Here is a 21,105-nt window from a genome sequence, read left to right as displayed (position 1 = left end):
GAACCTGCACCGAAACCGATGCCGAAGGGAGTCAAGCGATGACGAATCAAAACCAGGGAATCCGGCGCGGCGCGCTTGAAATGAGTGCGGCGATGCTGATGTCGGGCACGATCGGCTGGCTCGTCGTGACATCCGGGCAATCGCCGCTGAATATCGTATTCGTGCGCTGCGTTCTCGGCGCGGCCACGCTCGCGATCGTCTGCGCGCGGCTGGGATTGATCCGGCGAGACGCGCTGTCGTGGCGCGTCGTCGGCTGGGCCTCGGTCGGCGGCGCGGCTATCGTGGCGAACTGGGTCCTGCTCTTCGCCGCCTATTCGCGGGCTTCGATCTCGATGGCGACCGCTGCCTACAACACGCAGCCGTTCATGCTCGTGGCGCTGGGAGCGATCGTTTTCCGCGAACGCATCACTGTGTCCACGGTAGTTTGGCTCGTCGTCGCGTTCGTCGGGCTCGTCTTCGTCGTGAAGGTGGAACCGAGTGTGCTGGCCCTGCCCGGCGAATACCTCGAAGGCATCGGTCTCGCACTCGGCGCCGCGCTGTGCTACGCGGTTTCGTCGATCATCACGAAGCGGCTGGCCGGCACGCCACCGCATTTGATCGCGTTGATTCAGGTCGCACTCGGTGCGGCGATGCTGATGCCGTTCGTCGATTTTCATGCGCTGCCTCGGACGGCCGGGCCTTGGGCGAATCTCGCGACGCTTGGCATCGTCAACACTGGGTTGATGTACGTCCTGCTCTACGGGGCGATCCAGAAGTTGCCGACAGCCATGACGGGGGCGCTGTCGTTCATTTACCCCGTCGTTGCGATCATCGTCGATCGAATTGCGTTTGGGCAGACGCTGCAATGGATCCAATGGATCGGCGCGGCGATGATTCTGATGGCGGCGGCCGGCGTCAACTTGGGGCCGGCTTTGAGGAAATCGAAGTTGGCTCAGGCGATGAAGCAGGGCAAGCTGCGGCGCCGTTTGGCCAGGGGAGTGGAGTAATTCGCGACTGGCCAGCTTGCGCGGAGACGCGCCGTCGCCAGCGCTGCTACTTTGCCCCGAACTGCGCCGGGCTGTGCAGGGATTTCACCGATGCGGCGATGCAGCGCGCGTCGGTATCATCCATATGACGCTGATCACGTCGAAAAAATTGTGCCGTTCGTCCGTTATGGCGAGCGGCTTTTCTTTTTGCGGGCCGCGGTTCGCGCTCGAGCGCGAACCAGGGCTCGCCCAGCGGCGCCGCACGGCCTCACGCCCGCAGCGCCACATCGGCCACCGGTGCGCCCGTCAGCGCGATCAATTCCTCGGGTGAGAGATTGAACACGGCATGCGGATGGCCGGCAGCCGCCCACAAGCTATCGAGCTGCAGCAAGTCCTCGTCGATCAGCGTCACGGGTGCCGTGACATGGCCGATCGGACAGACGCCGCCGATCGCGTAACCGGTCTTTTCCCGTACGAATTTCGCATCGGCGCGTGCGACGGGGCCCACGCGCTGTGCCACTTTCTCTTCATCGACGCGATTCGCGCCGCTTGCGATGACGAGCACCGGCGCATCGTCGTCGCGACGTCTGAAGAGGATCGATTTCGCGATCTGGGCGACGGAGCAGCCCAGCCCCGAAGCGGCCTCGGCCGACGTCTTGCCCGTTTGCGGCAGCATCACCACGGGTTTTTCATGGCCGCATTCGCGCAGCAACAGTGCCACGCGCCGGGCCGATTCGGGCAGCGCATCCAAAGGCTCCGAGGCATCGGGAGTCTCCGGCATATTGCTCGGCAAATAGTGTTCGTCGCTCATGGTAAAACGCTGGTTATCTGGATGAATGAGCCGGCGCGCGGGCGCCTTACTCCGATTCCTGTTGGCTTTCCCTTTTCGCTAGCAGCGCGCGGCCCGCACGCGACACATTGGCTCTGCCGATCGAACTCGAGATGAACTCACCGGCGGCCACTACGCGATCGAGATCGATCCCGGTTTCGATGCCGAGACCGTTCATCAGGTAAAGCACGTCTTCCGTTGCAACATTGCCGGTCGCGCCCTTGGCGTAGGGGCATCCACCCAGACCCGCCACCGACGCGTGGAAGATCTCGATGCCTTCGAGCAGCGCCGCGTAAATGTTGGCGAGCGCTTGCCCATAGGTATCGTGGAAGTGGCCCGAGAGCTTCTCGCGCGCGAAAACCTTCGTCACGGCCGACAACACTTCGCGGGTCAGCTTCGGCGTACCCACGCCTATCGTATCGGCGATGTCTATTTCGTCGCAGCCGAGATCGGCCATGCGCTGTACGACGTCCACCACGGCCGGCACCGGCACTTCGCCCTGATAGGGACAGCCGAGCGCGCACGAGATGCTGCCGCGCAGCCGCAGCCCGTTATTTTGTGCGGCACGTGCAACGGGCTCGAAGCGCGAGATGCTTTCCGCGATGCTGCAGTTGATATTGCGCTGCGAGAACGCCTCGCTCGCCGCGCCGAAGATGACGACCTCGTCCGCCCGTGCGGCAAGCGCACTCTCGAAACCCCGCAAATTCGGCGTCAGCGCCGAATAGAGCGTACCGGTGCGGCGCGCAATGCCTGCCATCACCTCGGCGCCGTCGGCCATTTGCGGCACCCACTTCGGCGAAACGAACGAGGCCGACTCGATGTTCGCAAACCCCGCCTCCGACAACCGGTCGATGAGATCGATCTTCACCGCGGTCGGCACGAACGCTTTCTCGTTTTGCAGCCCGTCACGCGGGCCGACTTCGACAATCTTCACTGCGCGCGGCAATGACATGGGATGTCTCCGGATTCAATTCGTTCAGGAATGCTCACAATCGACAGCATACGCAACGTTAATAACCGCGCGCTACATCGACGATACCGCTCACGGCTTCGCCGCGGGAAAGCGCGGCGATCTTGGCGGCAATTTGCTGGGCGGCGGGCTCCCGAAGCGTTTGCGCGGAAATATGCGGCGTAATCGTCACGCGCGGTTCGCGCCAGAAGCGGTGGCCCGCGGGCAACGGCTCTTCTCTGAAGACGTCGAGCGTTGCGGCTGCGATCCGACCCTCGTGCAGGGCGTCGAGCAGGTCTTCTTCGACGACATGTGCGCCACGCGCGAGATTCACGAGATAAGCGCCACGCGCGAGACGCCCGAACGTGCGCCGGTTCAGAACGCCTTCGGTTTCGGGCGTGCTCGGCAGGAGATTGACGACCACCCGCGCGCCCTCGAGACATGCGTCGAGCGCGGCGGCGCCCGGCGCGGCGGCACCCGGCGCCGCATCGCTCGCGAACGTTTCGATTCCGTCGAGCGTCTTCAGGCTGCGGCTATAGCCGCGCACCGGCAGGCCGAACGACGCCAACGTGCGCGCGACTTGCGTGCCGAGCACGCCCAGCCCGAGCACGGCTACGACGAACGTCTCGCGCGGATGCGGATCGAGCACTTGCCAGTGAGGCTCGCCGCTGCGCTGCATGAGTTCGTATTCGTCGAAGCGGCGCAGGTAGCGCAAAACGGCGTACGCCGCGTATTCGTTCATCTGCGCGGCCATGCCCGTGTCTTCGAGGCGAATCAGCGGCACGTCCGGAGAAAGCGTGCCCGGCGCTTCCCGCTCGAAACGCAGGATCGCATCGACACCCGCGCCGAGGTTGAAGACCGCCTTGAGCCCCTCGCGCGCGGTGAACAGCTCGCGCGGTGGGCGCCAGACGATCGCGTAGTCGGCGTAGGCCGTATCGCCGGGGCGCCAGACCCGAATGTCGGCGTCGGGCAGGACGCGCGCAAGCGACGCGCGCCATGCATCGGCGTCGCCCGTTTCGGGCGCGAAAAAGAGAACTTTCATGCGGACTCGGCGGATGGCTTGGCGCGCGTGTTGCGCGCCGAATGGCTCGAAGCTGAGTATTTTACGTGCTTGCGTCGCGTGTCGACATCGGCCGCCCGATGCACTACCTCGCGGCGGAAGCAGCCGAGCCTGGTCCGTCGAGCCAGTTCAGGGTGATCCGCCTGGAGGATAGGGTACAAGGGGCCTAGCAACCGCCCTTATCAGTGCCCGGCATGGCGCCCGCGCCCTGGGCACGCATCCCCAATCGCTCGAGCAGCTTGCGATCGCTCTCGGCTTGCGGATTGCCCGTCGTCAACAGCACATCGCCGTAGAAGATCGAATTCGCCCCGGCCAGAAATGCGAGCGCTTGCAGCCCATCGTTCATCTGCTGCCGGCCTGCCGAGAGGCGCACCATCGCACGCGGCATCGTGATGCGGGCCACGGCGATCGTGCGGATGAATTCGAACGGATCGAGCGGTTCGACTGCCTCGAGCGGCGTGCCTTCAACGGCGACCAGATGATTGATCGGCACCGACTCCGGATAAGGGTCCAGATTCGCGAGCTGCGCGATGAGCCCCGCACGTTCGCGGCGCGACTCGCCCATGCCGATGATGCCGCCACAGCAAACGTTGATGCCTGCGTCGCGCACCCGATCGAGCGTCTGAAGCCGGTCCTCGTAGGTGCGTGTCGAAATGATCTGTCCGTAGAACTCGGGCGACGTGTCGAGATTGTGGTTGTAGTAGTCGAGGCCCGCTTCGCCCAATGCCTTCGCCTGATGCGCTTCGAGCATGCCGAGCGTCATGCAGGTCTCGAGCCCCATCGCCTTGACGCCTCGGATCATCTGCTCGATCGGCTCCATATGGCGCTCTTTGGGATTGCGCCACGCCGCCCCCATGCAAAAACGTGTAGCACCGTTTTCCTTCGCAGTCCGGGCGGCGGCGAGGACGGCATCGACATCCATGAGCTTTTCCGCCTTGAGGCCGGTCTCGTAATGGGCAGACTGCGAGCAGTATTTGCAATCCTCTTCGCAGCCCCCGGTCTTGATCGAGAGCAGCGTCGAAAGCTGCACTTCGTTGGCGTCGAAATGCTCGCGATGCACCTGTTGCGCGCGGTAGAGCAGATCGTTGAACGGCAGCGCATAAAGCGCGACCACATCGGCCACGCGCCAGCGCGATGCGGCGGCACTTCCGGGTTCGGTGGCGGATGTCGAGGCCGGAGCGGCAGGGGCGGCAGTCTGTGCTGATGTCATGTCGTCAGTCCTGATCGGGATGCAATGAATGCTGGGAGGTCGACGCCCGCGCCGTGCGCAGGGCGAGCAGCAACGATGAAACGTCGAGCCGCTCGGCGGCGCGCTCGGGGGAGGCGGGTGTGAGCCAGGGCACCGTGCCGATGAGCGGCGCGCCATGCTCGCGCATGAGCCAGCCGCGCAGCGTATCGATGTTCTCGTCGATGAAGCGCATGTCGGGATCGACGACGTTCGCGATCCATCCGACGAGCGTCAAGCCGCGTTGCGCAATGGCTTGCGCCGTGAGCAGCGCATGGTTGATGCAGCCCAGCCGCACGCCCACGACGAGCACGACGGGCAAGCCGAGCGCGACGGCAAGGTCTGCCGTATCGCGCGTATCGGTGAGCGGTACGCGAAAACCGCCGACGCCTTCGACGACGACGATATCGGCACGCCGTATCGCTTCGCGATGGCAGGCGACGATCTGCTCGATATCGAGTGCGACACCTTCATGCGCCGCGACGATGTGCGGGGCGGCCGGCGCCTTGAGCAGGAACGGCGTGCGCAGTTCGGGCGGCAGCGGTGCATTCGCAGCCGCGTCGAGTGCATCGGCATCTTCGTTATGCCACACGCCGTCGCGCTCGAACGCGCCCGCGGCGAGCGGCTTCATCGCGGCCGCACGCAGCCCCGCGCGAGCGAACCCATGCAGCAACGCGCATGAAGCGAATGTTTTACCGATTTCGGTGTCCGTGCCCGTCACGAAAACGGACAACGCGCTCGAGAGCGATGCGCTCATGTGTTGTCTCCCGCTTCTATGCGCGACAGTGCGTTTTCGAGCCGCGCAAGATCGTCGAACGAATGCCCGGCCGAAAGCGATATGCGCAGCCGCGACGTGCCGACGGGGACCGTCGGCGGCCGAATCGCGGGCACCCACAAGCCTTCGGCATCGAAGCGGGCGGCGAGCGCGAGCGTCGTTTCGTTATCGCCGATGACGAGCGGCTGAATGGCCGTGTGCGAATCGACGGGCTGCCAATGCGAGGCGCGCAACATCGCGCGCGTGCGTTCGATCAATGCCCGCAGATGCGCGCGCCGGGTCTCGCCTTCGTCGCCGCGAATCAGCTCCAGGCTCGCCGATACCGCGTGCGCGACGGCAGGCGGTGACGCCGTCGTGAAGATATAGGCGCGCGCGCGTTGCACGAGCCACTCGATGACGGTCTCGTGTGCGATTACCGCGGCCCCCGCGACGCCCGCGGCTTTGCCGAAGGTGCAGATGTAGACGAGATGCGGGGAGCGCAACGCGAGCTCAGCGACGACGCCGCGCCCTTGCGGCCCGAGCACGCCGAAGCCATGCGCATCGTCGACGACGAGCCACGCGCCGTGACGCTCGGCCAGCGCCAGCAGCGTGGCCAGCGGCGCGACGTTGCCGTCCATGCTGAATACGCCGTCGGTCACGATGAGTTTGACGCCCGCATCCGATGCGTCGAGCATCGCCGCGAGCGCATCCGTATCGGCGTGCGGGTAGATCTGGACGTCGGCACGTGAGAGGCGCGCGCCATCGATCAACGAGGCATGATTGAGCGCATCCGAATAGAGCGTCGTACCGCGTCCCGCGAGCGCGGTCAGGGTCGCGACGTTCGCCATGTAGCCGGTGCAAAAGCTCAGCGCGCGTGGCGCATCGACAAAGCCGCCGCAGAACGCCGCGAGTGTCTGTTCGAGTTGCGCGTGAGCGCGCGAGTGGCCGCCCAGCAAATGTGAACCGCCGCTGCCCGCGCCGTATCGTTCGGCGCCCTCCGCGACGGCGGCGGCGAGGGCCGGATGAGCGGCCAGGCCGAGATAGTCGTTGCTGGCAAAGCCGACGATCTCGCGGCCGTCCACACGCATGTGTGCGGCACAGGCCGTCTCGGCAATGCGCCGATGCCGTCTCAGTCCGCGCGAATCGAGTTCGGCGAGACCCTCGCGCAGCGTATCGAGCAAGTACATCATTGCCCCCGGTACTCGATCGTCGCCTCGAACGTCTCGCGCGTGCGGGCGGCGGCCAACGCAATCGTTTCGTCGTCGAGAACGTAGGGCGGCATCAGATAGACGGTCGTACCGATCGGCCGCAGCAGCAGCTCGCGCTCGAGCGCGGCTTCGAAAAAGCGCCGCGAGAACGTGCGCGCTGCGTCCGGCTCGAGCATGGCATCGAATGCGACGATCGTTCCGCAGCGGCGCATGTTGCGCACGGCGGGATGCCGGGCGAGCGGCGCCAATGCTTCGAAAAGAAGCGACGATTTCCGCTCGTTTTCGGCCAGCACGTTCGCGTGCTCGAGAAGATCGAGCGTTGCCAGCGCCGCACGGCAGGCGAGTGGGTTGCCGGTATAGGAATGCGAGTGCAAAAAGCCCCGCGCGGTATCGTCGTCGTAAAACGCCTCGAAGACGGTATCGCGGGAAAGCACGATCGACAGCGGCAAATAGCCGCCCGTGATGCCCTTCGACAGACAGAGGAAGTCGGGCCAGATATGCGCCTGCTCGCACGCGAAGAAGGTGCCGGTGCGTGCGCATCCGACCGCGATTTCGTCGGCGATCAGATGCACACCATAGCGTTCGGTCAGCTCGCGCAAGCCGCTTACGTAGGATGGATCGTGCATGGCCATGCCCGCCGCGCACTGCACGAGCGGCTCCACGATCACCGCGGCGATCTGCTGCGCACGCGATTCGAGGAGTCGGCGGACGTCGTCGAGTGCGCGGGCCGCGACATCGGCTGCCTGCTCGCCTGCTTTCGCAGCGCGCGCATCGGGCGACGCGACCACGTGCGCGCGCCGGATCAGCGGATCGTAAGCGTCCTTGAACAGCGCCACATCGGTTACGCCGAGTGCGCCGATCGTTTCGCCGTGATAGCCGTTGGCGACGCAGACGAATTCGCGCTTGCCGTCCTGCCCCCTGTTGCGCCAGTAGTGAAAACTCATCTTCAACGCGATCTCGACGGCCGATGCGCCGTCCGATGCAAAAAACGCGTGACCGAGCGTGCCTTGCGTCAGTGCGCGAAGCCGCTCGGCAAGCTCGACGGCCGGCGTATGCGTACAGCCGGCGAGCATCGCGTGCTCGAGCGTATCGAGCTGGGCTTTCAGCGCCGCATTGATCTGCGGATTCGCGTGGCCGAAGAGATTCACCCACCACGAACTGATCGCATCGAGATAACGCCGCCCCGCATGGTCGTAGAGCCAGGGGCCTTGGCCGCGCGAGACGGCGACGAGCGGCATGCGCTCGTGGTGCTTCATCTGCGTACACGGATGCCAGACGGCCTGCACACTGCGCGTGACCCAATCGTCGCGCGCGATGCGTTTCGTGTCGTTATTCGTCCCGATGTTCGCGTCTCTATCCAATCGCTACTCCGAATGTTCAGGCGTGCCTTGGCGCTCTTCGTGCGCGATGCGGCTGCATTAAAACGGCCACATGTATCGCACTTCGTGAGCGCGGCAGCAATCGCGGATCGCAAAAACGGACGTGAGAGTAACGCGTTCCTGGAGCCGATGCACGCGTGAAATCGGATGGCGAAGACGGGCAAGATCGCACCTGTTCGATACAGCTCGGGGCGCTTCACATCAGAAACCGCGCGTTGCCCACCGTTGACGACGGCAAAGTGACCTCGCGCCCCCAAAAAAAACCTATCGAAAGACCAGGATTCGAGCACCAAAACGCAGCGGGGGACGTGCCTTTGCACGTCCCCCGCTGCGGATCGAACTCGGAATGGGATCAGCGGCTCGCGAGCGAACCTGTGGCGATAGCCTCGGTGTCCGCCGAAGCCTCGTGATCGCCTGCGTCGTTGCGCGTCGATGCGGTTCGCGTGCCGTCCTGCCAGACGACTTCGCTGTTGACCGCATAGAGGCTGCAGGCGGCGCCGTGGTTCTCGCGGCGACAATTGTTCAGCGCAACGGCAACGGGATCGTCGCCGCCCTCGGCCCACGACCAGGCGCCGGAGGACGAGATCGCGAAAGCCCGGCTCGGGAACTGACGGAGGAACTTGCTGTAGGCGGCGCGGCCTGCGGCGTCGACATAAGGCACGGCGTTGATCGAATCGACGGCGGCATAACCCGTCGCCTGCGGCAGGGGCGGATTGTCGACGCGGTACTGCATGCGCGTCGGCATGCCGATGCGCGCGAGAAACGCATCGACGGCCGGCCACCAGACCTGCACGCCGTCGCGATCGACGACGAGCCGGTGCGCATCGTTCTTGTACGAGCCGAAGTCGACCATGCGGGCATGTGCGCCATGTTCGACATACGCTGCGTACATCCGGGAGACGAGATCGGAGGGCCAGATCGAGTCGTTGTCGCCGTAAAGCCACAGCGACGGCAGCCGCTCATGTTGGCCATAGGCCTCGAACGCGTGGGTCAGATTGTCCTTCCAGCCCTCGCAGGCGTCTTGGCGCAGCCCGCCCGAGAAATTGATGAGGCCGCGCACGCCTGGCGCGGTAGCTGTGGCGCCATAGGCAATCGTCGCGAGGCCGCCGTGCGAGGTGCCGGCCACGACGATGTGGGCCGCGTCGACATACGATTGCTTCGACATATAGGCGATCGTCGCAGCGACGTCGTCGGCTTGCGCCATGCCGTTTTTCTCGACGTCGCAGCCTTCTTGCCGATAAGTGCCGCCCGAACCGGCGAAGCCTTCACGATTGGGGGCGACGACCACGTAGCCGCGGCGTACGAACTCCCGGGCGAAGGCGAGCGGACGGCTGCGCGCCTGCGCGTGCGGATCGCCCGGCATCTTGCCGTGATTGAAAACGACCGTCGGGAACGGGCCCGGGCCGTCGGGCTTGAAGATTGTCGCCTCGAGTGTGATCGAGCCCACAGTATCGACGGGGATGCGTACGATACGCTCGTTCAAGTCGGAAGCAACGTGAGGCAGGCCCGTGTCGCCGAACTCGAGCCGCGTGACGCTCGGTGCGGAAAGGGGGCCCGGTTCGTTCGAGGCGAGCACGGCATTTTGCGCCGTCGCGCCCGAACCCGCTTGGGCGCTCGCCCAGGCGCACACGCACAATCCACCTACCAATACTTTTTTCCAACTCATGCGTGTGCCCGCTCTGAAATCAAATGCATGCCGACGACGGGTCTTCGTCCCGAGGACTGCTTACTGCCGACCCGGATCAGTATCCGTGTTCGCGTTGCTGAGCTTTTGCCGGAAAAGAGGCGGGCAAAGGCTGCAATTCGCCCATTCGGTGCGCGGCGCAGCTGGGCATCGTTGGCGTAGGAACACGGGAGCACGACGCGTATCCGTCATGCCGGCGAGCTAGATAGGTCTGCTATCCATCGCCGCACACGACATCGACCGGCCAAACCCGGCCGGCGACGACCCGCAAAAGAAGAATCGTCTGAGTGATACGCGACATGCGCGATGCTCATCCTAGCTGGACAAAATGCGCGCGCAAATGGAGGACAACCCCAGTTTGCTCGCGCAAACGTTTGGGCATTGGCGCAGCGATGCGGAGTCAGCGGACGCTTAATTGGCGGTATTTTCGAGCGATGCTCACTATTTAGGAATCCGAATAGTCTGCGAGCGGCAGACACGGACCGGCGAACCGCTCAGGCAACGTCCCGCTGCGCAGGCAGCTGCGCGATCAGGCCGAGGGTGTCGCCATCGCGCGCGAGCGCCGCGCGCATCGCACGCTTGCCGTTTTTCCAGTGTGCTTCGACCTGGCGATGCGAAAAGTCGAAGGTCTTGTAATAGTCCTGGCACGGCTTGTCGTCGTAGACCACATCGAGAACGCTCAGCGATGGTCTTTGCAGCGTCGCGCGTGCGTCGTCGTAGGCAGACGTTTGCCGGCACGCGTCGGGCACGGTGTCGAGGAGTGCGGCGAGCGACGCCCTTGTTTGCTCCATCGCGTCCAGCATGGCCCGCGTGGGTTGCGTCCGGGCCGTGTATTGGAGGTCCTGCATGACGGACGCAATCCCGGTCGAATCGACGGGCACGGTGCCGGGTGCCCGCCAGAGATCGAGCGCAATGGCGAGCGTCGGAGCTTGCGGCCAATCCAGAAGCAGACACTCGAGCGGCGTATTCGAGATCAGGCCGGCATCCCAATAGTGCATGCCGTCGATTTCGATGGGGGCAAATCCGGGCGGTAATGCGCAACTGGCCAGGACGTGCTCGGCCGTGAGCCGCGTACGCCGGTTGTCGAAATAGACGCATTGGCCGCTGCGCACTTCCACCACCCCGAGCGACAAGCGCATCGAGCGCGCATCGTTGATGCGGTCGAAATCGGCGAACCGTTCGAGCGTGTCGCGCAGCGGCGAGACGTCGTACCAGCTCTCGAATTCCGAGCCGTAATAGCGCTGCATGAAGGTCGGCACAGGCTTGGGCCGAAAAAAGCCCGCGCGGCCCCGCACGAAAGTGCTCCATGCCCGCAGCGCGGGCGGGTAGGGCAGCGCGGGCTGGCTGATCGTCTCCCAGAACGCGCGCAGTCGCTCGAGCCGGCGCTCGGGGGGATTGCCGGCGAGAATGGTGGCGTTCAGGGCGCCGCTCGAAATGCCGACGGCCCATGCCGGTTCGATGCCAGCGGCTTGAAGCGTTTCGTACGCGCCGCACTGAAAGCTGGCCAGTGCGCCGCCGCCTTGCAGCAGCAGCGCGATCTGAGTGGGCGCGAGCGCGGGCGCATCGGAGCGTTGAGCGGATCGGGGCATGAGGCGTGACCGTTTCGGATTCTGGGCTTGTCACTGTGCCCGAGCGGCCGACGCGCGGAAGCGCGAAAATTCGCCGATTTGCCGTTGCGAGGCCGTGGCTGGCAGCGCTTGCACCGAGAGTCAGCGCTCGCTCACATCCCCATCGACATAGCGCCATCGGCCGTTGTCCGAGCGCGTGAAACGGCTGAGCTCGTGCAGCCGATGGCCGCGCCCGCCCTGCTTGAACCGCGCGACGAATTCGACGCATTCGTGAGCCGAATCGAGCACCTCGTGGCGTTTGATCTGCAGCCCGAGCCAGTTGGGCGCGTCGGGCGCCGCGGGATCGACATCGAGATCGCGCGGGCAGGTGGCCGGATCCCACGTTGCGCGCAGATACGCCGTATCGCCGAGTACATAGGCCGTATAGCGCGAGCGCATCAGTTCGAGCGCGTTGGGCGCGTGGGCGGCGCCGCTCAGATAGCGGCCGCAGCACTGCGCGAAAAGCGGGGCTTTGGCTGTCGACGCGCGGCCCGGCGCGGCGCCGCCGCACGGACAGACAGTCGCCGTAGCTTCGATTCGATCAGCCTTCATCGGATAGACGAGTTACGGGCCAAGCGCGGCGCGCAGAAGGCGCCGCGCGGCCGAGCGGAGTACTCAAGCGAGCCCTCGCGCGATCAGGATTTTCTGAATGTCGCTCGTACCTTCGTAGATCTGGCAAACCCGCACATCGCGATAGATGCGCTCCACCGGAAAATCGGTGACGTACCCGTAGCCGCCAAAACTCTGGAGCGCGGCCGAGCAGATCCGTTCAGCCGCTTCCGACGCAAAGAGTTTCGCCATGGCCGCTTCGGTCAGACACGGCAGTCCCGCGTCCTTCAGCGAGGCGGCATGCCAGACGAGCTGACGCGCGGCTTCGAGTTGCGTGGCCATTTCGGCGAAGCGGAACTGCACGGCCTGATGATCGAAGGTTCGTTGTCCGAAGCTTTCGCGCTCGCGGGCATAGGCCAGCGCTGCGTCGAATGCCGCGCGCGCCATTCCCACGCTTTGCGCCGCGATGCCGATGCGCCCGCCCTCGAGCCCCGATAGCGCGATCCGGTAGCCTTCGCCTTCGGCGCCGATGAGGTTGGCGGCGGGAATGCGGCAGTTCTCGAAGACGATCTGGGCCGTGTCCGACGAGTGCTGGCCGAGCTTGTCCTCGAGCCGCGCGACGATATAGCCGGGCGTCGCCGTCGGCACGATGAACGCGCTGATGCCTCGCTTGCCCGCTGCCTTGTCGGTCACCGCCAGCACGATGGCCACGTCGCCTTCCTTGCCGCTCGTGATGAACTGCTTCACGCCATCGATGACGTAGCTGTCGCCATCGCGTCGCGCGCTCGTGCGCAATGCCGACGCATCCGAGCCCGCCTGCGGCTCCGTCAGGCAAAACGCGCCGAGCATCTCGCCACGCGCGAGCGGGGCAAGCCAGTCGCGCTTTTGCGCGTCGTTTCCATAGGTCAGCAAGATGCTGCACACGGGGCAGTTATTGACGGAGATCGCGGTCGACGTCCCGCCGTCGCCTGCCGCGATCTCTTCCAGAATCAGGGCCAGCGCGAGTGCGTCGAGCCCCGCGCCGCCGTGTTCGGGGGGCACCATGACGCCGTACGCGCCGAGTTCGGCGAGCTGGCGATGCACGTCTTTCGGAAAGGTGCGGTCGCGATCCCAGGCTGCCGCATGCGGCAGGATCGCGTCGCGCACGAACGTGCGCACCGCATCGCGGATCATCCTGTGATCCTGATCGAGCACCATTGAATCTGTCTCCTCATCGATAAGGTCCGACTCGCCTCTGTCGTCGGGCATGTCGGTGCGCGGCATCTGTCCGCGCGAGTCTCACCAGTCGATCGTCGTGCCGTCGTACTGCACGAAGTGTCCGTTGAATGCTGTGCGCGCGCCAGCCGCTTGCGCGATCACGTTGCGCATGCCGGCCACGCTCGATGCGGGATCGAGCGCGGCTTGCGCACCGCCCATGTCCGTTCGCACCCAGCCGGGATGGAGTGCGATGCAGCTCGCGTGACGCGTTTGCAGCGCGGCGATGCGTACCGCGCAATTGAGCGCCGCCTTGCTCGTGCGATAAAGCCAGCCGGTCGTGCCCGTTGCCTCGCCGATGCTGCCCATGCGGCTCGACAGCACGGCCAGGACTCCTTCGACGGATTCGACGAGCGGCAGTAGCACGGGGATCAGCAGCATGGGGCCGCGCACGTTCGTCGTCATGACGTAGTCGAAGTCTTCGACCGAAAACGCTTCGACGCCTTCCGTCTGCGGTCCGTAGACGCCGGCTGCGATGACGGCGACATGCAAACGCTCGCCCGCGAGTCTGTCCGCGAAGGCGGCGATTTCGTCGGGCTCCGTCGTGTCGAGCGAAACCGCTTCCGCGCCGAGCGTCCTTTCGAGCGCTCCGAGCGACCCGCTATCGCGCGCCGTGGCGATGACGCGCCAGCCCGCCTCGCGGTATTGACGGACGAACTCATGGCCGATGCCGCGCGATGCGCCTACGATCAATGCTGTTCTCATGTCATTCGTCCCTCGGAAAGCGCCGCCGCGGACCGCTACGACCTTGGCCGGCCGGCGCGCGCGATGAACCCTCGAAGATCAGACGATCTCGATACCCATGGCGGTTGCCTCGCCGCCGCCGATGCACAAGCTGGCAACGCCGCGCTTGCCGCCGTACTTCCTGAGCGCGCCGATCAGCGTGACGAGGATGCGGGCACCCGACGCGCCGATCGGATGGCCGAGCGCGCAGGCGCCGCCATGAACGTTGACCTTCTCGTGCGCAATCGCATGCTCGCGCATCGCGGCCATCGTGACGACGGCGAACGCTTCGTTGATCTCGTACAGATCGACGTCATTCGCATGCCAGCCGTTTTTCTCGAGCAGCTTGCGGATTGCGCCGACAGGGGCGGTCGTGAACTTCGACGGTTCCTGAGCGAAAGTCGAATGTCCGACGACGCGCGCGAGCGGAGCGAGCCCGAGTGCCTCGGCGTGCGAGGCCCGCATCATGACGAGCGCCGCCGCGCCATCCGAGATCGACGACGAGTTGGCTGCGGTGACCGTGCCCGTCTTGCTGAAAGCGGGCTTGAGCGTTGGAATCTTCTCGAGATTGGCCTTGAACGGCTGCTCGTCGCGCGCGATGGTGGTCTCGTCGCCCTTGCGGCCCGCCACTTTCACGGGCGCGATTTCCCACGCGAACGAGCCGTCTTCGTTGGCGCGTTTCGCGCGCACGAGCGATTCGACGGCGAACGCATCCTGCGCCTCGCGCGAAAACCCGAACGAGGCCGCGCATTCCTCGGCGAACGTACCCATCAACCGCCCTTTGTCGTACGCGTCTTCGAGGCCGTCGTAGAACATGTGATCGATGACCTGCCCGTGCCCCATGCGCATGCCGCCGCGCGCTTTCGGCAGCAGATAGGGCGCGTTGGTCATGCTTTCCATGCCGCCCGCGATCGCGACGTCGACCGACCCGGCCGCCAGCATGTCGTGCGCGAACATGGCCGCGCGCATGCCGGAGCCGCACATCTTGTTGACGGTCGTGCAGCCGGTCGAAAGCGGCAGTGCCGCGCCGAGCGCCGCTTGGCGCGCCGGTGCCTGGCCGAGGCCTGCAGGCAGCACGCAGCCCATCAGCACTTCGTCGATGGCCTCCGGCTTCACGCCCGAGCGTTCAAGCGCGGCGGCAATGGCGGCCGCGCCGAGCTGAGGTGCCGTGAGCGATGCCAGCTCGCCCTGGAAGCCCGCCATCGGGGTGCGGGCCGCGCCCACGATCACGATCGCGTCGCGCGCGTTTGCTTTCGCGTCAGTCATGTTTGATCTCCTGGATGACACCTTCGACGATGGCGCTCACCTTTTCCAGCTGGGCGGCGTCGGCGGCGACCATATCGTTCACGCTCGAGCCGGCCCCCTTGGCCGACAGCGCGGCGATACAACGTTCGTAAGTCGCGCCCACCATCTCGGCGTTCGAAATGGTCATGCCGAGATTGCGCATGCGTCCGTCGTGCACGCCGTAGGTCCAGCCGTGAACCGTCAGCGGCTGGCTGCGGGCCCAGGCATCGTTGACGATGGTCGTGCGGCATACGTTGACGACCTGCTCGATCGTGTTGAGCTCGACGAGACGCCGATGACGTACTTCGCCCATCGGCCATTCGTCGAGCAGCGCCGCATGTTTGGCTCGCACGTCATGAATATGGTGCAGCCAGTTATCGGCCAGACCCACGCGCCGATCGAAGAGCGCCGCACCCACGCCCGAGCAGCCATAGTGCCCCACGACCATGATGTGCTTGACCTTCAGCAGATCGACGGCGAACTGGATGACCGACAGGCAGTTGAGGTCCGTATGGACGACCACGTTCGCGATATTGCGATGGACGAACACCTCCCCCGGCGGCAAACCGATGATCTGGTTCGCCGGCACGCGCGAATCGGAGCAGCCGATCCACAGGTACTCGGGCGTTTGCTGGTCCGCCAGGCGCGAGAAGTACTGCGGGTCCTCGGCGAGCTTGCGCTCGACCCACGCCTGGTTGTTGACGAAAAGCTGTGCGAGGGGATGGTTTTGGTCGATTTCGTTCATAGTCGGATCAGTGGTTGGACCTCGGCGTAGCGACGTGTGCATGCCGCGCGCGGCGTTGGACGGGCGATTCATCGTCCCGGGACGAAAAGCCCCGGCCGTTCACGCTGCCTGCTTGTCGTCGTCGGACGCATTGCCGCCCGCGTCGCCCTCGGTTTCGCCGGCCGGGCGAAATCGGTGGGGGTAGCGGTTGCAAAAGCGCACGCTCTGGTCATAGGGGAAAAAATCGGGCAATTCGCCCCTGAGAAGAAGCTCCTTGTGTTTTTGCCACAAGGCGGGGTCGAAGAAGTCCGCATGGTGGCGCAGAAAATGGCGACGCACGGTAGGGTCGCCGAGCAAAAACGTGCCGTACGTTTCCGGAAAGATGTCGTTCGGACCGACGGTGTACCAGGGCTCCGCCGAAAGCTCGTCTTCCTCGGTTTGCGCTTGCGGCACATGGCGCACGTTGCAATCGGTCAGATACTCGATTTCGTCGTAATCGTAAAAGACCACGCGCCCGTGCCGGGTCACGCCGAAGTTCTTGTAGAGCATGTCGCCGGGGAAAATGTTCGCCTGCATGAGCTCCTTGATCGCATCGCCGTACTCCTTGATCGCGTGATCGATGTCGGCCTCCGTGCCGTTTTGCAGGAACAGATTCAGCGGCACCATGCGGCGCTCGATGTACAGATGCCGGATGATGAGGCAGTCGCCTTCGTATTCGATCATCGAGGGCGCTTCCCTTTCGAGCTCGCGGATCAGGGCGTCGTCGAGCCTCGACAACGGCAGTGCGACGCTCGAATATTCGAGCGTATCGGCCATGCGTCCCAGACGATCGTGCCGTTTGACGAGCAGATACTTTTCCTGGATCCGCTCGCGCGTCGTGTCCTTGGGCGGCGGAAAGTAGTCCTTGATGAGCTTGAAGACGTACGGAAAAGACGGCAGCGTGAACACGATCATCACGAGCCCCTTGATGCCGGGCGCGACGATGAACTGGTCGCTCGAATGTGAGAGGTGCTTGAGCAGGTCGCGATAAAAAAGATTCTTGCCCTGCTTTTGCAGGCCGAGCGACGTATAGATTTCGGCGTTCGGTTTGCCCGGCATCAGTGTGGCGAGAAAGTCCACATACGCCGACGGCACTTCCATGTCGACGAGAAAATAGGAGTGCGAGAAGCTGAAAATGATCTGCAACTGCTCGCGCTTGAGCAGGACCGTATCGAGCGCGAGCACGCCGGGACGTACGTGGCGGATCGGCACCGCGAACGGCAGCAGGACCTCGCCGTTGATGATCCGTCCGACGATGTAGGCCGCCTTGTTGCGGAAAAAAAGCGACGACAGCACGTGCACCTGGAAGTTGAACGCTTCCGAAAACGCACCGTAAGTGTCGTGGATCATGTCGATGATGCAAGCGACGTCGCGCTCGAGGTCATCGAACGGCACGTCGAGCTGGAAGTTCGTGACGATGCGCTCGAGCGTTTTCGCGAGACCGTCCTTGCCCGGGTAATAAGCGCGATAGGTCGGCTTGGCCGCGGGCTCCTCGTTCTCCAGATATTCGGTGGAGATGACGGGGCGCACGAACAGGAAGTCGTTGTTGAAATACGAACGGTGCAAGATCTTGCAGCAGACCGAATTGAAGAATGTTTCCGCGCACTCGGGCTGCAGATGATGCGTGAGCAGTCCGATGTAATGCAGCTTGATCTGCTGCCAGATTTCGTCGTCGATATTTTCCGCGTCGTATTCGTCTTCGAGCCGCATCACGCATTCGTCGACGCGATTGTCGTACGAGGCGATGCGATCCCGGGCCAGCTTTTGCAAGCCGTGCCAGTCTCCCGCTTCGAAAAGCGTCTTCGCATGCACGGCCGCTTCCCGAAACGCGCCATAGTGGCGGTTGAATCCCTCGAGGATCGACTGTGCGACATCGAAGCCGATCTGCGAGGACAGCAGTTTCGGGAACTGATTCATGAGCGCTCCGCCTCGCTGGCTTCGTTCGTCTCGCTCTCGGCCAGCATCGAGCGGCACTGCGCCTCGTACTGCGCGAGGTCCTGAAGCGTTGCATTCAGATCTTCGAGCTGCTTTTCGAGCACGTCGCGATGCTGCGCGATGGTGGCGAGAAACGCCTGCAATTGCGGCACGGTGTCGGTCGGCGATTCGTAGAGGTCCAGCAAGTTGCGAATCTCCGAGAGCGTGAACCCCAGGCGCTTGCCGCGCAGCGTCAGCTTGAGCCGCGTGCGGTCCCGATTCGAATAGACGCGGCGCAGCCCGCTCGAACCTTCGCGGCGCGGCGCGAGCAATCCCTGATCTTCGTAGAAGCGGATGGCGCGCGGTGTGACGGCGAATTCTCGCGCAAGCTCGGTGATCGTGTAGTGCTGGCTCATAGGTCGGGATCGACCGAACGCCCGCGGCAATGGCCGCGAATGACGTTTCGGGCAGATCGGGTAGAATCGATCGACGTTTACGTTATCGTCAACTTCCGCAAAGCGCAACTGGCACCGTTTGCCGGGGGCGCGGCGACGGGACGGCCAAGAGAGTTTTCGACTGATGAATATCCTCGAGCATCAACTCGACTATCCGTTCGGCGACACGCTCGTCGAGCCGGGGCACACGCGTGAAGTCGCGCCCGGCGTGTATTGGCTGCGCATGCCGCTGCCGTTTGCGCTCGACCACATCAATCTTTGGCTGCTGCGCGATGAAATCGATGGGCGCGAAGGGTGGACGGTCGTCGATTGCGGTATCGCCGACGAAACCATCAAGGCGCATTGGGAGGCGATCTTCGATACGCAGCTCGATGGGCTGCCCGTGCTGCGCACGCTCGTCACGCACTGCCATCCCGATCACCTCGGGCTCGCCGACTGGATTTGCAAGGGTGGTGCGCGCGAGCGCTGGGACGTGCGGCTCTGGATCTCGCTCGGCGAGTACATGTTCGGGCGCGTCATGGCTGCGGGAGACGGCTCGAACGCCGGTGGCGCCGGTGCGGCGCGTCATTTTGCGCGACACGGGCTCGCCGATGAGGACGCACTGGAGAAGCTGCGCAATCGCCGCGATTACTACGCCAGGCTCGTACCGTCGATCCCGTCGCAGTTTCGCCGGCTGCGCGACGGCGATACGCTGAAGATCGGTGCGCACGAATGGCGCGTCGTGGCAGGCTACGGCCATTCGCCCGAACACTGCGCGCTTTTCAGCAAAGACGCAGGCGTGCTGATTTCGGGCGACATGGTGTTGCCGCGCATTTCGACGAACGTGTCCGTGTTCGACATCGAGCCCGAGGGCAATCCGCTCGCGCTTTACCTCGAATCGCTGGGCCGCTACGAGACGATGCCGCCCGACACGCTCGTGCTGCCTTCGCATGGGCGGCCGTTTCGAGGGTTGGTCACGCGCATCGCGCAATTGCGCGCGCATCACGATGCGCGGCTCGCCGAAGTGCGCGAGGCGTGCGCGCGTGCGCCGCAATCGGCAGCCGAGATCGTGCCCATGATGTTCAAGCGCGCGCTCGACGTTCACCAGTTGACGTTCGCGATGGGCGAAGCGCTCGCGCACCTCAATTTGCTTTGGCTGGCGGGCGAGCTCGAACGGGTCGAAGGAACGGACGGGGTCGTGCGGTTCCGTCTTCAGAACGCGTAAAGGCCGAGCGCCGATTTGACCCACTCGAGCGTTTGCTGCGTCACGACGCGGGCCAGCATCGTACCGTTGCGAACGATGTCGCGCACAGTGTCCGCTTCGGCGGCATAGGCCGCGCGACGCTCGCGCAGCGGGGCGATGACACCGATCAGGATGGCTTCGAGCCGCTGCTTCAGCACGCTATCGCCGAGGCCCCCGCGCCGATAGTGGGCCTTCAACGCTTCGAGTTCGGCCGTCTCGGGATCGAATGCATCGAGGTAGGTGAAAACCACGTTGCCTTCCACGCGCCCCGGGTCCGTGACGCGCAGGTGGTTCGAATCGGTGTACATCATCTTCACTGCGTGGCGGATTTCGTCGTCGCTGGCCGACAGTGCGATGGCATTGCCCAGCGACTTCGACATCTTGGCTTTACCGTCGATGCCGGGCAGCCTGCCGAACTCGGAAAGCAGTGCCGTTGCCTCGGGTAGGAGGTTTCGTCCCGACTGGCGGTTCAGGCGCCGCACGATCTCGTTGGTTTGCTCGATCATCGGCAATTGATCCTCGCCGACCGGTACCACGGTGGCGCGGAATGCCGTGATGTCGGCAGCCTGGGCGACGGGGTAACAGAGAAAGCCTGCCGGAATATCGCGGGCGAAACCGCGGGCGTGGATCTCGTCCTTCACCGTCGGATTGCGTTCGAGCCGCGCGACGGTGACGAGGTTGAGGTAGAGCATCGTCAATTCGCTCAGCGCCGGCAATTGCGATTGCAAACAGATGGTGACCTTGGCCGGGTCCAGGCCGACTGCGAGATAGTCCAATGCGACTTCGTCGACGTTGCGTGTAACGCGGGCGGGATCGCTCATGTTGTCGGTCAACGCCTGAGCGTCGGCGATGAGCACGAATTGGCGATGGCTGTCCTGCAGCGCGACGCGATTACGCAGCGAACCGAGGTAATGGCCGATGTGCAGCGGGCCGGTCGGGCGATCGCCGGTCAATATCGTGGGCTTGTCCATGGTCGATGATGTCGCTTCTGAGGTCGCCCCCACATTGTCGTCGCTCGCAGCGGACCGCGACCGGAGAACTTTCTGACTTTGCGGCGCAACGCCGACGGCCGCCATGACCGGGGCGCGCAGGTCCCACCCTTAGCCGCCGCCTGCACCGGCCTCGCTCATTTGCCTGGCCCGTTCGAGCAACAATTCGCGCTCGCGTCCGTTTTGCGTCATCGCGGCGGCGCGCTCGAATTCGGCGCGGGCCGCCTCGTGCCGGCCGAGCTTCGCGAGCAGGTCGCCGCGCACGCTCGGCAGCCAGTGATAGCGCGCAAGC

Annotated in this window: 19 protein-coding genes and 1 pseudogene; 2 read left to right on the top strand and 18 right to left on the bottom strand. The window is 64.5% G+C overall.

The genetic code is table 11. From position 1 onward, the window contains the following. Window positions 1–38: 38 nt before the first annotated feature. Window positions 39–986 (top strand): DMT family transporter, encoded by a 948-nt coding sequence (locus tag ACO1XS_RS06840; protein WP_331570097.1) that lies wholly within the window; start codon window positions 39–41, stop codon window positions 984–986. Window positions 987–1,233: 247 nt separating this feature from the next. Here the strand turns inward: ACO1XS_RS06840 and ACO1XS_RS06835 are convergent, their stop codons facing one another. The 16 genes from ACO1XS_RS06835 to ACO1XS_RS06760 all read right to left on the bottom strand — a co-directional run bounded on the left by ACO1XS_RS06835 (window position 1,234) and on the right by ACO1XS_RS06760 (window position 18,563). Then, window positions 1,234–1,776 carry a YbaK/EbsC family protein gene (locus tag ACO1XS_RS06835; RefSeq protein WP_414720248.1) on the bottom strand — a complete coding sequence of 181 codons (543 nt, stop codon included), beginning with the start codon at window positions 1,774–1,776 and terminating at the stop codon, window positions 1,234–1,236. Window positions 1,777–1,822: 46 nt separating this feature from the next. Then, window positions 1,823–2,746, bottom strand: coding sequence for a hydroxymethylglutaryl-CoA lyase (locus ACO1XS_RS06830; RefSeq protein WP_331570095.1), 924 nt, complete (start codon window positions 2,744–2,746; stop codon window positions 1,823–1,825). A 58-nt stretch (window positions 2,747–2,804) separates the two neighbouring features. Continuing rightward, window positions 2,805–3,785, bottom strand: coding sequence for a 2-hydroxyacid dehydrogenase (locus ACO1XS_RS06825; protein ID WP_486390293.1), 981 nt, complete (start codon window positions 3,783–3,785; stop codon window positions 2,805–2,807). A gap of 184 nt (window positions 3,786–3,969) precedes the next feature. Continuing rightward, the gene (bioB, locus tag ACO1XS_RS06820) at window positions 3,970–5,013 is read right to left on the bottom strand and encodes a biotin synthase BioB (protein WP_486390292.1); all 1,044 of its coding nucleotides are present in this window, start codon (window positions 5,011–5,013) and stop codon (window positions 3,970–3,972) included. Between the two features lie 4 nt (window positions 5,014–5,017). Next, window positions 5,018–5,785, bottom strand: coding sequence for a dethiobiotin synthase (gene bioD, locus ACO1XS_RS06815; RefSeq protein WP_486390291.1), 768 nt, complete (start codon window positions 5,783–5,785; stop codon window positions 5,018–5,020). Continuing rightward, entirely contained in the window at window positions 5,782–6,969 is a 1,188-nt protein-coding gene (gene bioF / locus ACO1XS_RS06810) for an 8-amino-7-oxononanoate synthase (protein WP_486390317.1), read from the bottom strand. The genes bioD and bioF overlap by 4 nt, the downstream gene beginning before the upstream one ends. After that, a complete protein-coding gene (gene bioA / locus ACO1XS_RS06805; RefSeq protein ID WP_486390290.1) occupies window positions 6,969–8,351 on the bottom strand; it encodes an adenosylmethionine--8-amino-7-oxononanoate transaminase in 1,383 nt (460 codons plus the stop codon). Before bioA ends, bioF begins: the two co-directional genes overlap by 1 nt. Before the next feature lie 370 nt (window positions 8,352–8,721). Further along, entirely contained in the window at window positions 8,722–10,035 is a 1,314-nt protein-coding gene (locus tag ACO1XS_RS06800) for a dienelactone hydrolase family protein (RefSeq protein ID WP_486390289.1), read from the bottom strand. A gap of 512 nt (window positions 10,036–10,547) precedes the next feature. Next, window positions 10,548–11,642: a patatin-like phospholipase family protein gene (locus ACO1XS_RS06795; RefSeq protein ID WP_486390288.1), complete on the bottom strand. Its 1,095-nt coding sequence runs from the start codon at window positions 11,640–11,642 to the stop codon at window positions 10,548–10,550. Window positions 11,643–11,762: 120 nt separating this feature from the next. Beyond that, window positions 11,763–12,212 (bottom strand): YchJ family protein, encoded by a 450-nt coding sequence (locus ACO1XS_RS06790; RefSeq protein ID WP_486390287.1) that lies wholly within the window; start codon window positions 12,210–12,212, stop codon window positions 11,763–11,765. Between the two features lie 63 nt (window positions 12,213–12,275). After that, window positions 12,276–13,406 carry an acyl-CoA dehydrogenase family protein gene (locus ACO1XS_RS06785; protein ID WP_486390286.1) on the bottom strand — a complete coding sequence of 377 codons (1,131 nt, stop codon included), beginning with the start codon at window positions 13,404–13,406 and terminating at the stop codon, window positions 12,276–12,278. A gap of 81 nt (window positions 13,407–13,487) precedes the next feature. After that, window positions 13,488–14,168, bottom strand: a complete 681-nt coding sequence (locus ACO1XS_RS06780) for an SDR family oxidoreductase (protein WP_486390285.1) — start codon at window positions 14,166–14,168, stop codon at window positions 13,488–13,490. A 78-nt stretch (window positions 14,169–14,246) separates the two neighbouring features. Continuing rightward, a complete protein-coding gene (locus ACO1XS_RS06775) occupies window positions 14,247–15,452 on the bottom strand; it encodes an acetyl-CoA C-acetyltransferase (protein ID WP_331570075.1) in 1,206 nt (401 codons plus the stop codon). After that, complete coding sequence (gene can / locus ACO1XS_RS06770) at window positions 15,445–16,215, bottom strand: carbonate dehydratase (protein ID WP_331570073.1); 771 nt, start codon at window positions 16,213–16,215, stop codon at window positions 15,445–15,447. Before can ends, ACO1XS_RS06775 begins: the two co-directional genes overlap by 8 nt. Window positions 16,216–16,314: 99 nt before the next feature. Then, complete coding sequence (gene aceK / locus ACO1XS_RS06765; RefSeq protein ID WP_331570071.1) at window positions 16,315–18,150, bottom strand: bifunctional isocitrate dehydrogenase kinase/phosphatase; 1,836 nt, start codon at window positions 18,148–18,150, stop codon at window positions 16,315–16,317. Next, window positions 18,147–18,563, bottom strand: coding sequence for a MerR family transcriptional regulator (locus ACO1XS_RS06760; protein WP_173254966.1), 417 nt, complete (start codon window positions 18,561–18,563; stop codon window positions 18,147–18,149). The genes aceK and ACO1XS_RS06760 overlap by 4 nt, the downstream gene beginning before the upstream one ends. 163 nt (window positions 18,564–18,726) lie before the next feature. Here ACO1XS_RS06760 and ACO1XS_RS06755 point away from each other — a divergent pair, with 163 nt between their 5' ends. Next, on the top strand, window positions 18,727–19,806 hold the full coding sequence (locus tag ACO1XS_RS06755; RefSeq protein WP_486390284.1) for an MBL fold metallo-hydrolase: 1,080 nt from the start codon (window positions 18,727–18,729) through the stop codon (window positions 19,804–19,806). Here the strand turns inward: ACO1XS_RS06755 and trpS are convergent. Both trpS and ACO1XS_RS06745 read right to left on the bottom strand, forming a co-directional pair. Next, window positions 19,794–20,795, bottom strand: a complete 1,002-nt coding sequence (trpS, locus tag ACO1XS_RS06750) for a tryptophan--tRNA ligase (RefSeq protein WP_486390283.1) — start codon at window positions 20,793–20,795, stop codon at window positions 19,794–19,796. The genes ACO1XS_RS06755 and trpS overlap by 13 nt on opposite strands. A gap of 129 nt (window positions 20,796–20,924) precedes the next feature. Beyond that, window positions 20,925–21,105 (bottom strand): annotated as a pseudogene (locus ACO1XS_RS06745) (RNA polymerase subunit sigma-24); the annotation flags it as partial.

The sequence above is a fragment of the Trinickia sp. genome (assembly GCF_057351765.1).
The sequence above is the reverse complement of the archived record's forward strand: the minus strand, read 5'-3'. Positions and strand labels throughout refer to the sequence as shown.

Bases quoted from the DNA above. Each gene is read 5' to 3' on its own strand.
- trpS (WP_486390283.1), bottom strand. From the start codon at position 20,795: ATGGACAAGCCCACGATATTGACCGGCGATCGCCCGACCGGCCCGCTG.
- bioF (WP_486390317.1), bottom strand. From the start codon at position 6,969: ATGTACTTGCTCGATACGCTGCGCGAGGGTCTCGCCGAACTCGATTCG.
- aceK (WP_331570071.1), bottom strand. From the start codon at position 18,150: ATGAATCAGTTCCCGAAACTGCTGTCCTCGCAGATCGGCTTCGATGTC.
- ACO1XS_RS06800 (WP_486390289.1), bottom strand. From the start codon at position 10,035: ATGAGTTGGAAAAAAGTATTGGTAGGTGGATTGTGCGTGTGCGCCTGG.
- ACO1XS_RS06760 (WP_173254966.1), bottom strand. From the start codon at position 18,563: ATGAGCCAGCACTACACGATCACCGAGCTTGCGCGAGAATTCGCCGTC.
- bioB (WP_486390292.1), bottom strand. From the start codon at position 5,013: ATGACATCAGCACAGACTGCCGCCCCTGCCGCTCCGGCCTCGACATCC.
- ACO1XS_RS06775 (WP_331570075.1), bottom strand. From the start codon at position 15,452: ATGACTGACGCGAAAGCAAACGCGCGCGACGCGATCGTGATCGTGGGC.
- ACO1XS_RS06785 (WP_486390286.1), bottom strand. From the start codon at position 13,406: ATGGTGCTCGATCAGGATCACAGGATGATCCGCGATGCGGTGCGCACG.
- bioD (WP_486390291.1), bottom strand. From the start codon at position 5,785: ATGAGCGCATCGCTCTCGAGCGCGTTGTCCGTTTTCGTGACGGGCACG.
- can (WP_331570073.1), bottom strand. From the start codon at position 16,215: ATGAACGAAATCGACCAAAACCATCCCCTCGCACAGCTTTTCGTCAAC.
- ACO1XS_RS06830 (WP_331570095.1), bottom strand. From the start codon at position 2,746: ATGTCATTGCCGCGCGCAGTGAAGATTGTCGAAGTCGGCCCGCGTGAC.
- ACO1XS_RS06825 (WP_486390293.1), bottom strand. From the start codon at position 3,785: ATGAAAGTTCTCTTTTTCGCGCCCGAAACGGGCGACGCCGATGCATGG.
- ACO1XS_RS06755 (WP_486390284.1), top strand. From the start codon at position 18,727: ATGAATATCCTCGAGCATCAACTCGACTATCCGTTCGGCGACACGCTC.
- ACO1XS_RS06840 (WP_331570097.1), top strand. From the start codon at position 39: ATGACGAATCAAAACCAGGGAATCCGGCGCGGCGCGCTTGAAATGAGT.
- ACO1XS_RS06795 (WP_486390288.1), bottom strand. From the start codon at position 11,642: ATGCCCCGATCCGCTCAACGCTCCGATGCGCCCGCGCTCGCGCCCACT.
- ACO1XS_RS06835 (WP_414720248.1), bottom strand. From the start codon at position 1,776: ATGAGCGACGAACACTATTTGCCGAGCAATATGCCGGAGACTCCCGAT.
- ACO1XS_RS06790 (WP_486390287.1), bottom strand. From the start codon at position 12,212: ATGAAGGCTGATCGAATCGAAGCTACGGCGACTGTCTGTCCGTGCGGC.
- ACO1XS_RS06780 (WP_486390285.1), bottom strand. From the start codon at position 14,168: ATGAGAACAGCATTGATCGTAGGCGCATCGCGCGGCATCGGCCATGAG.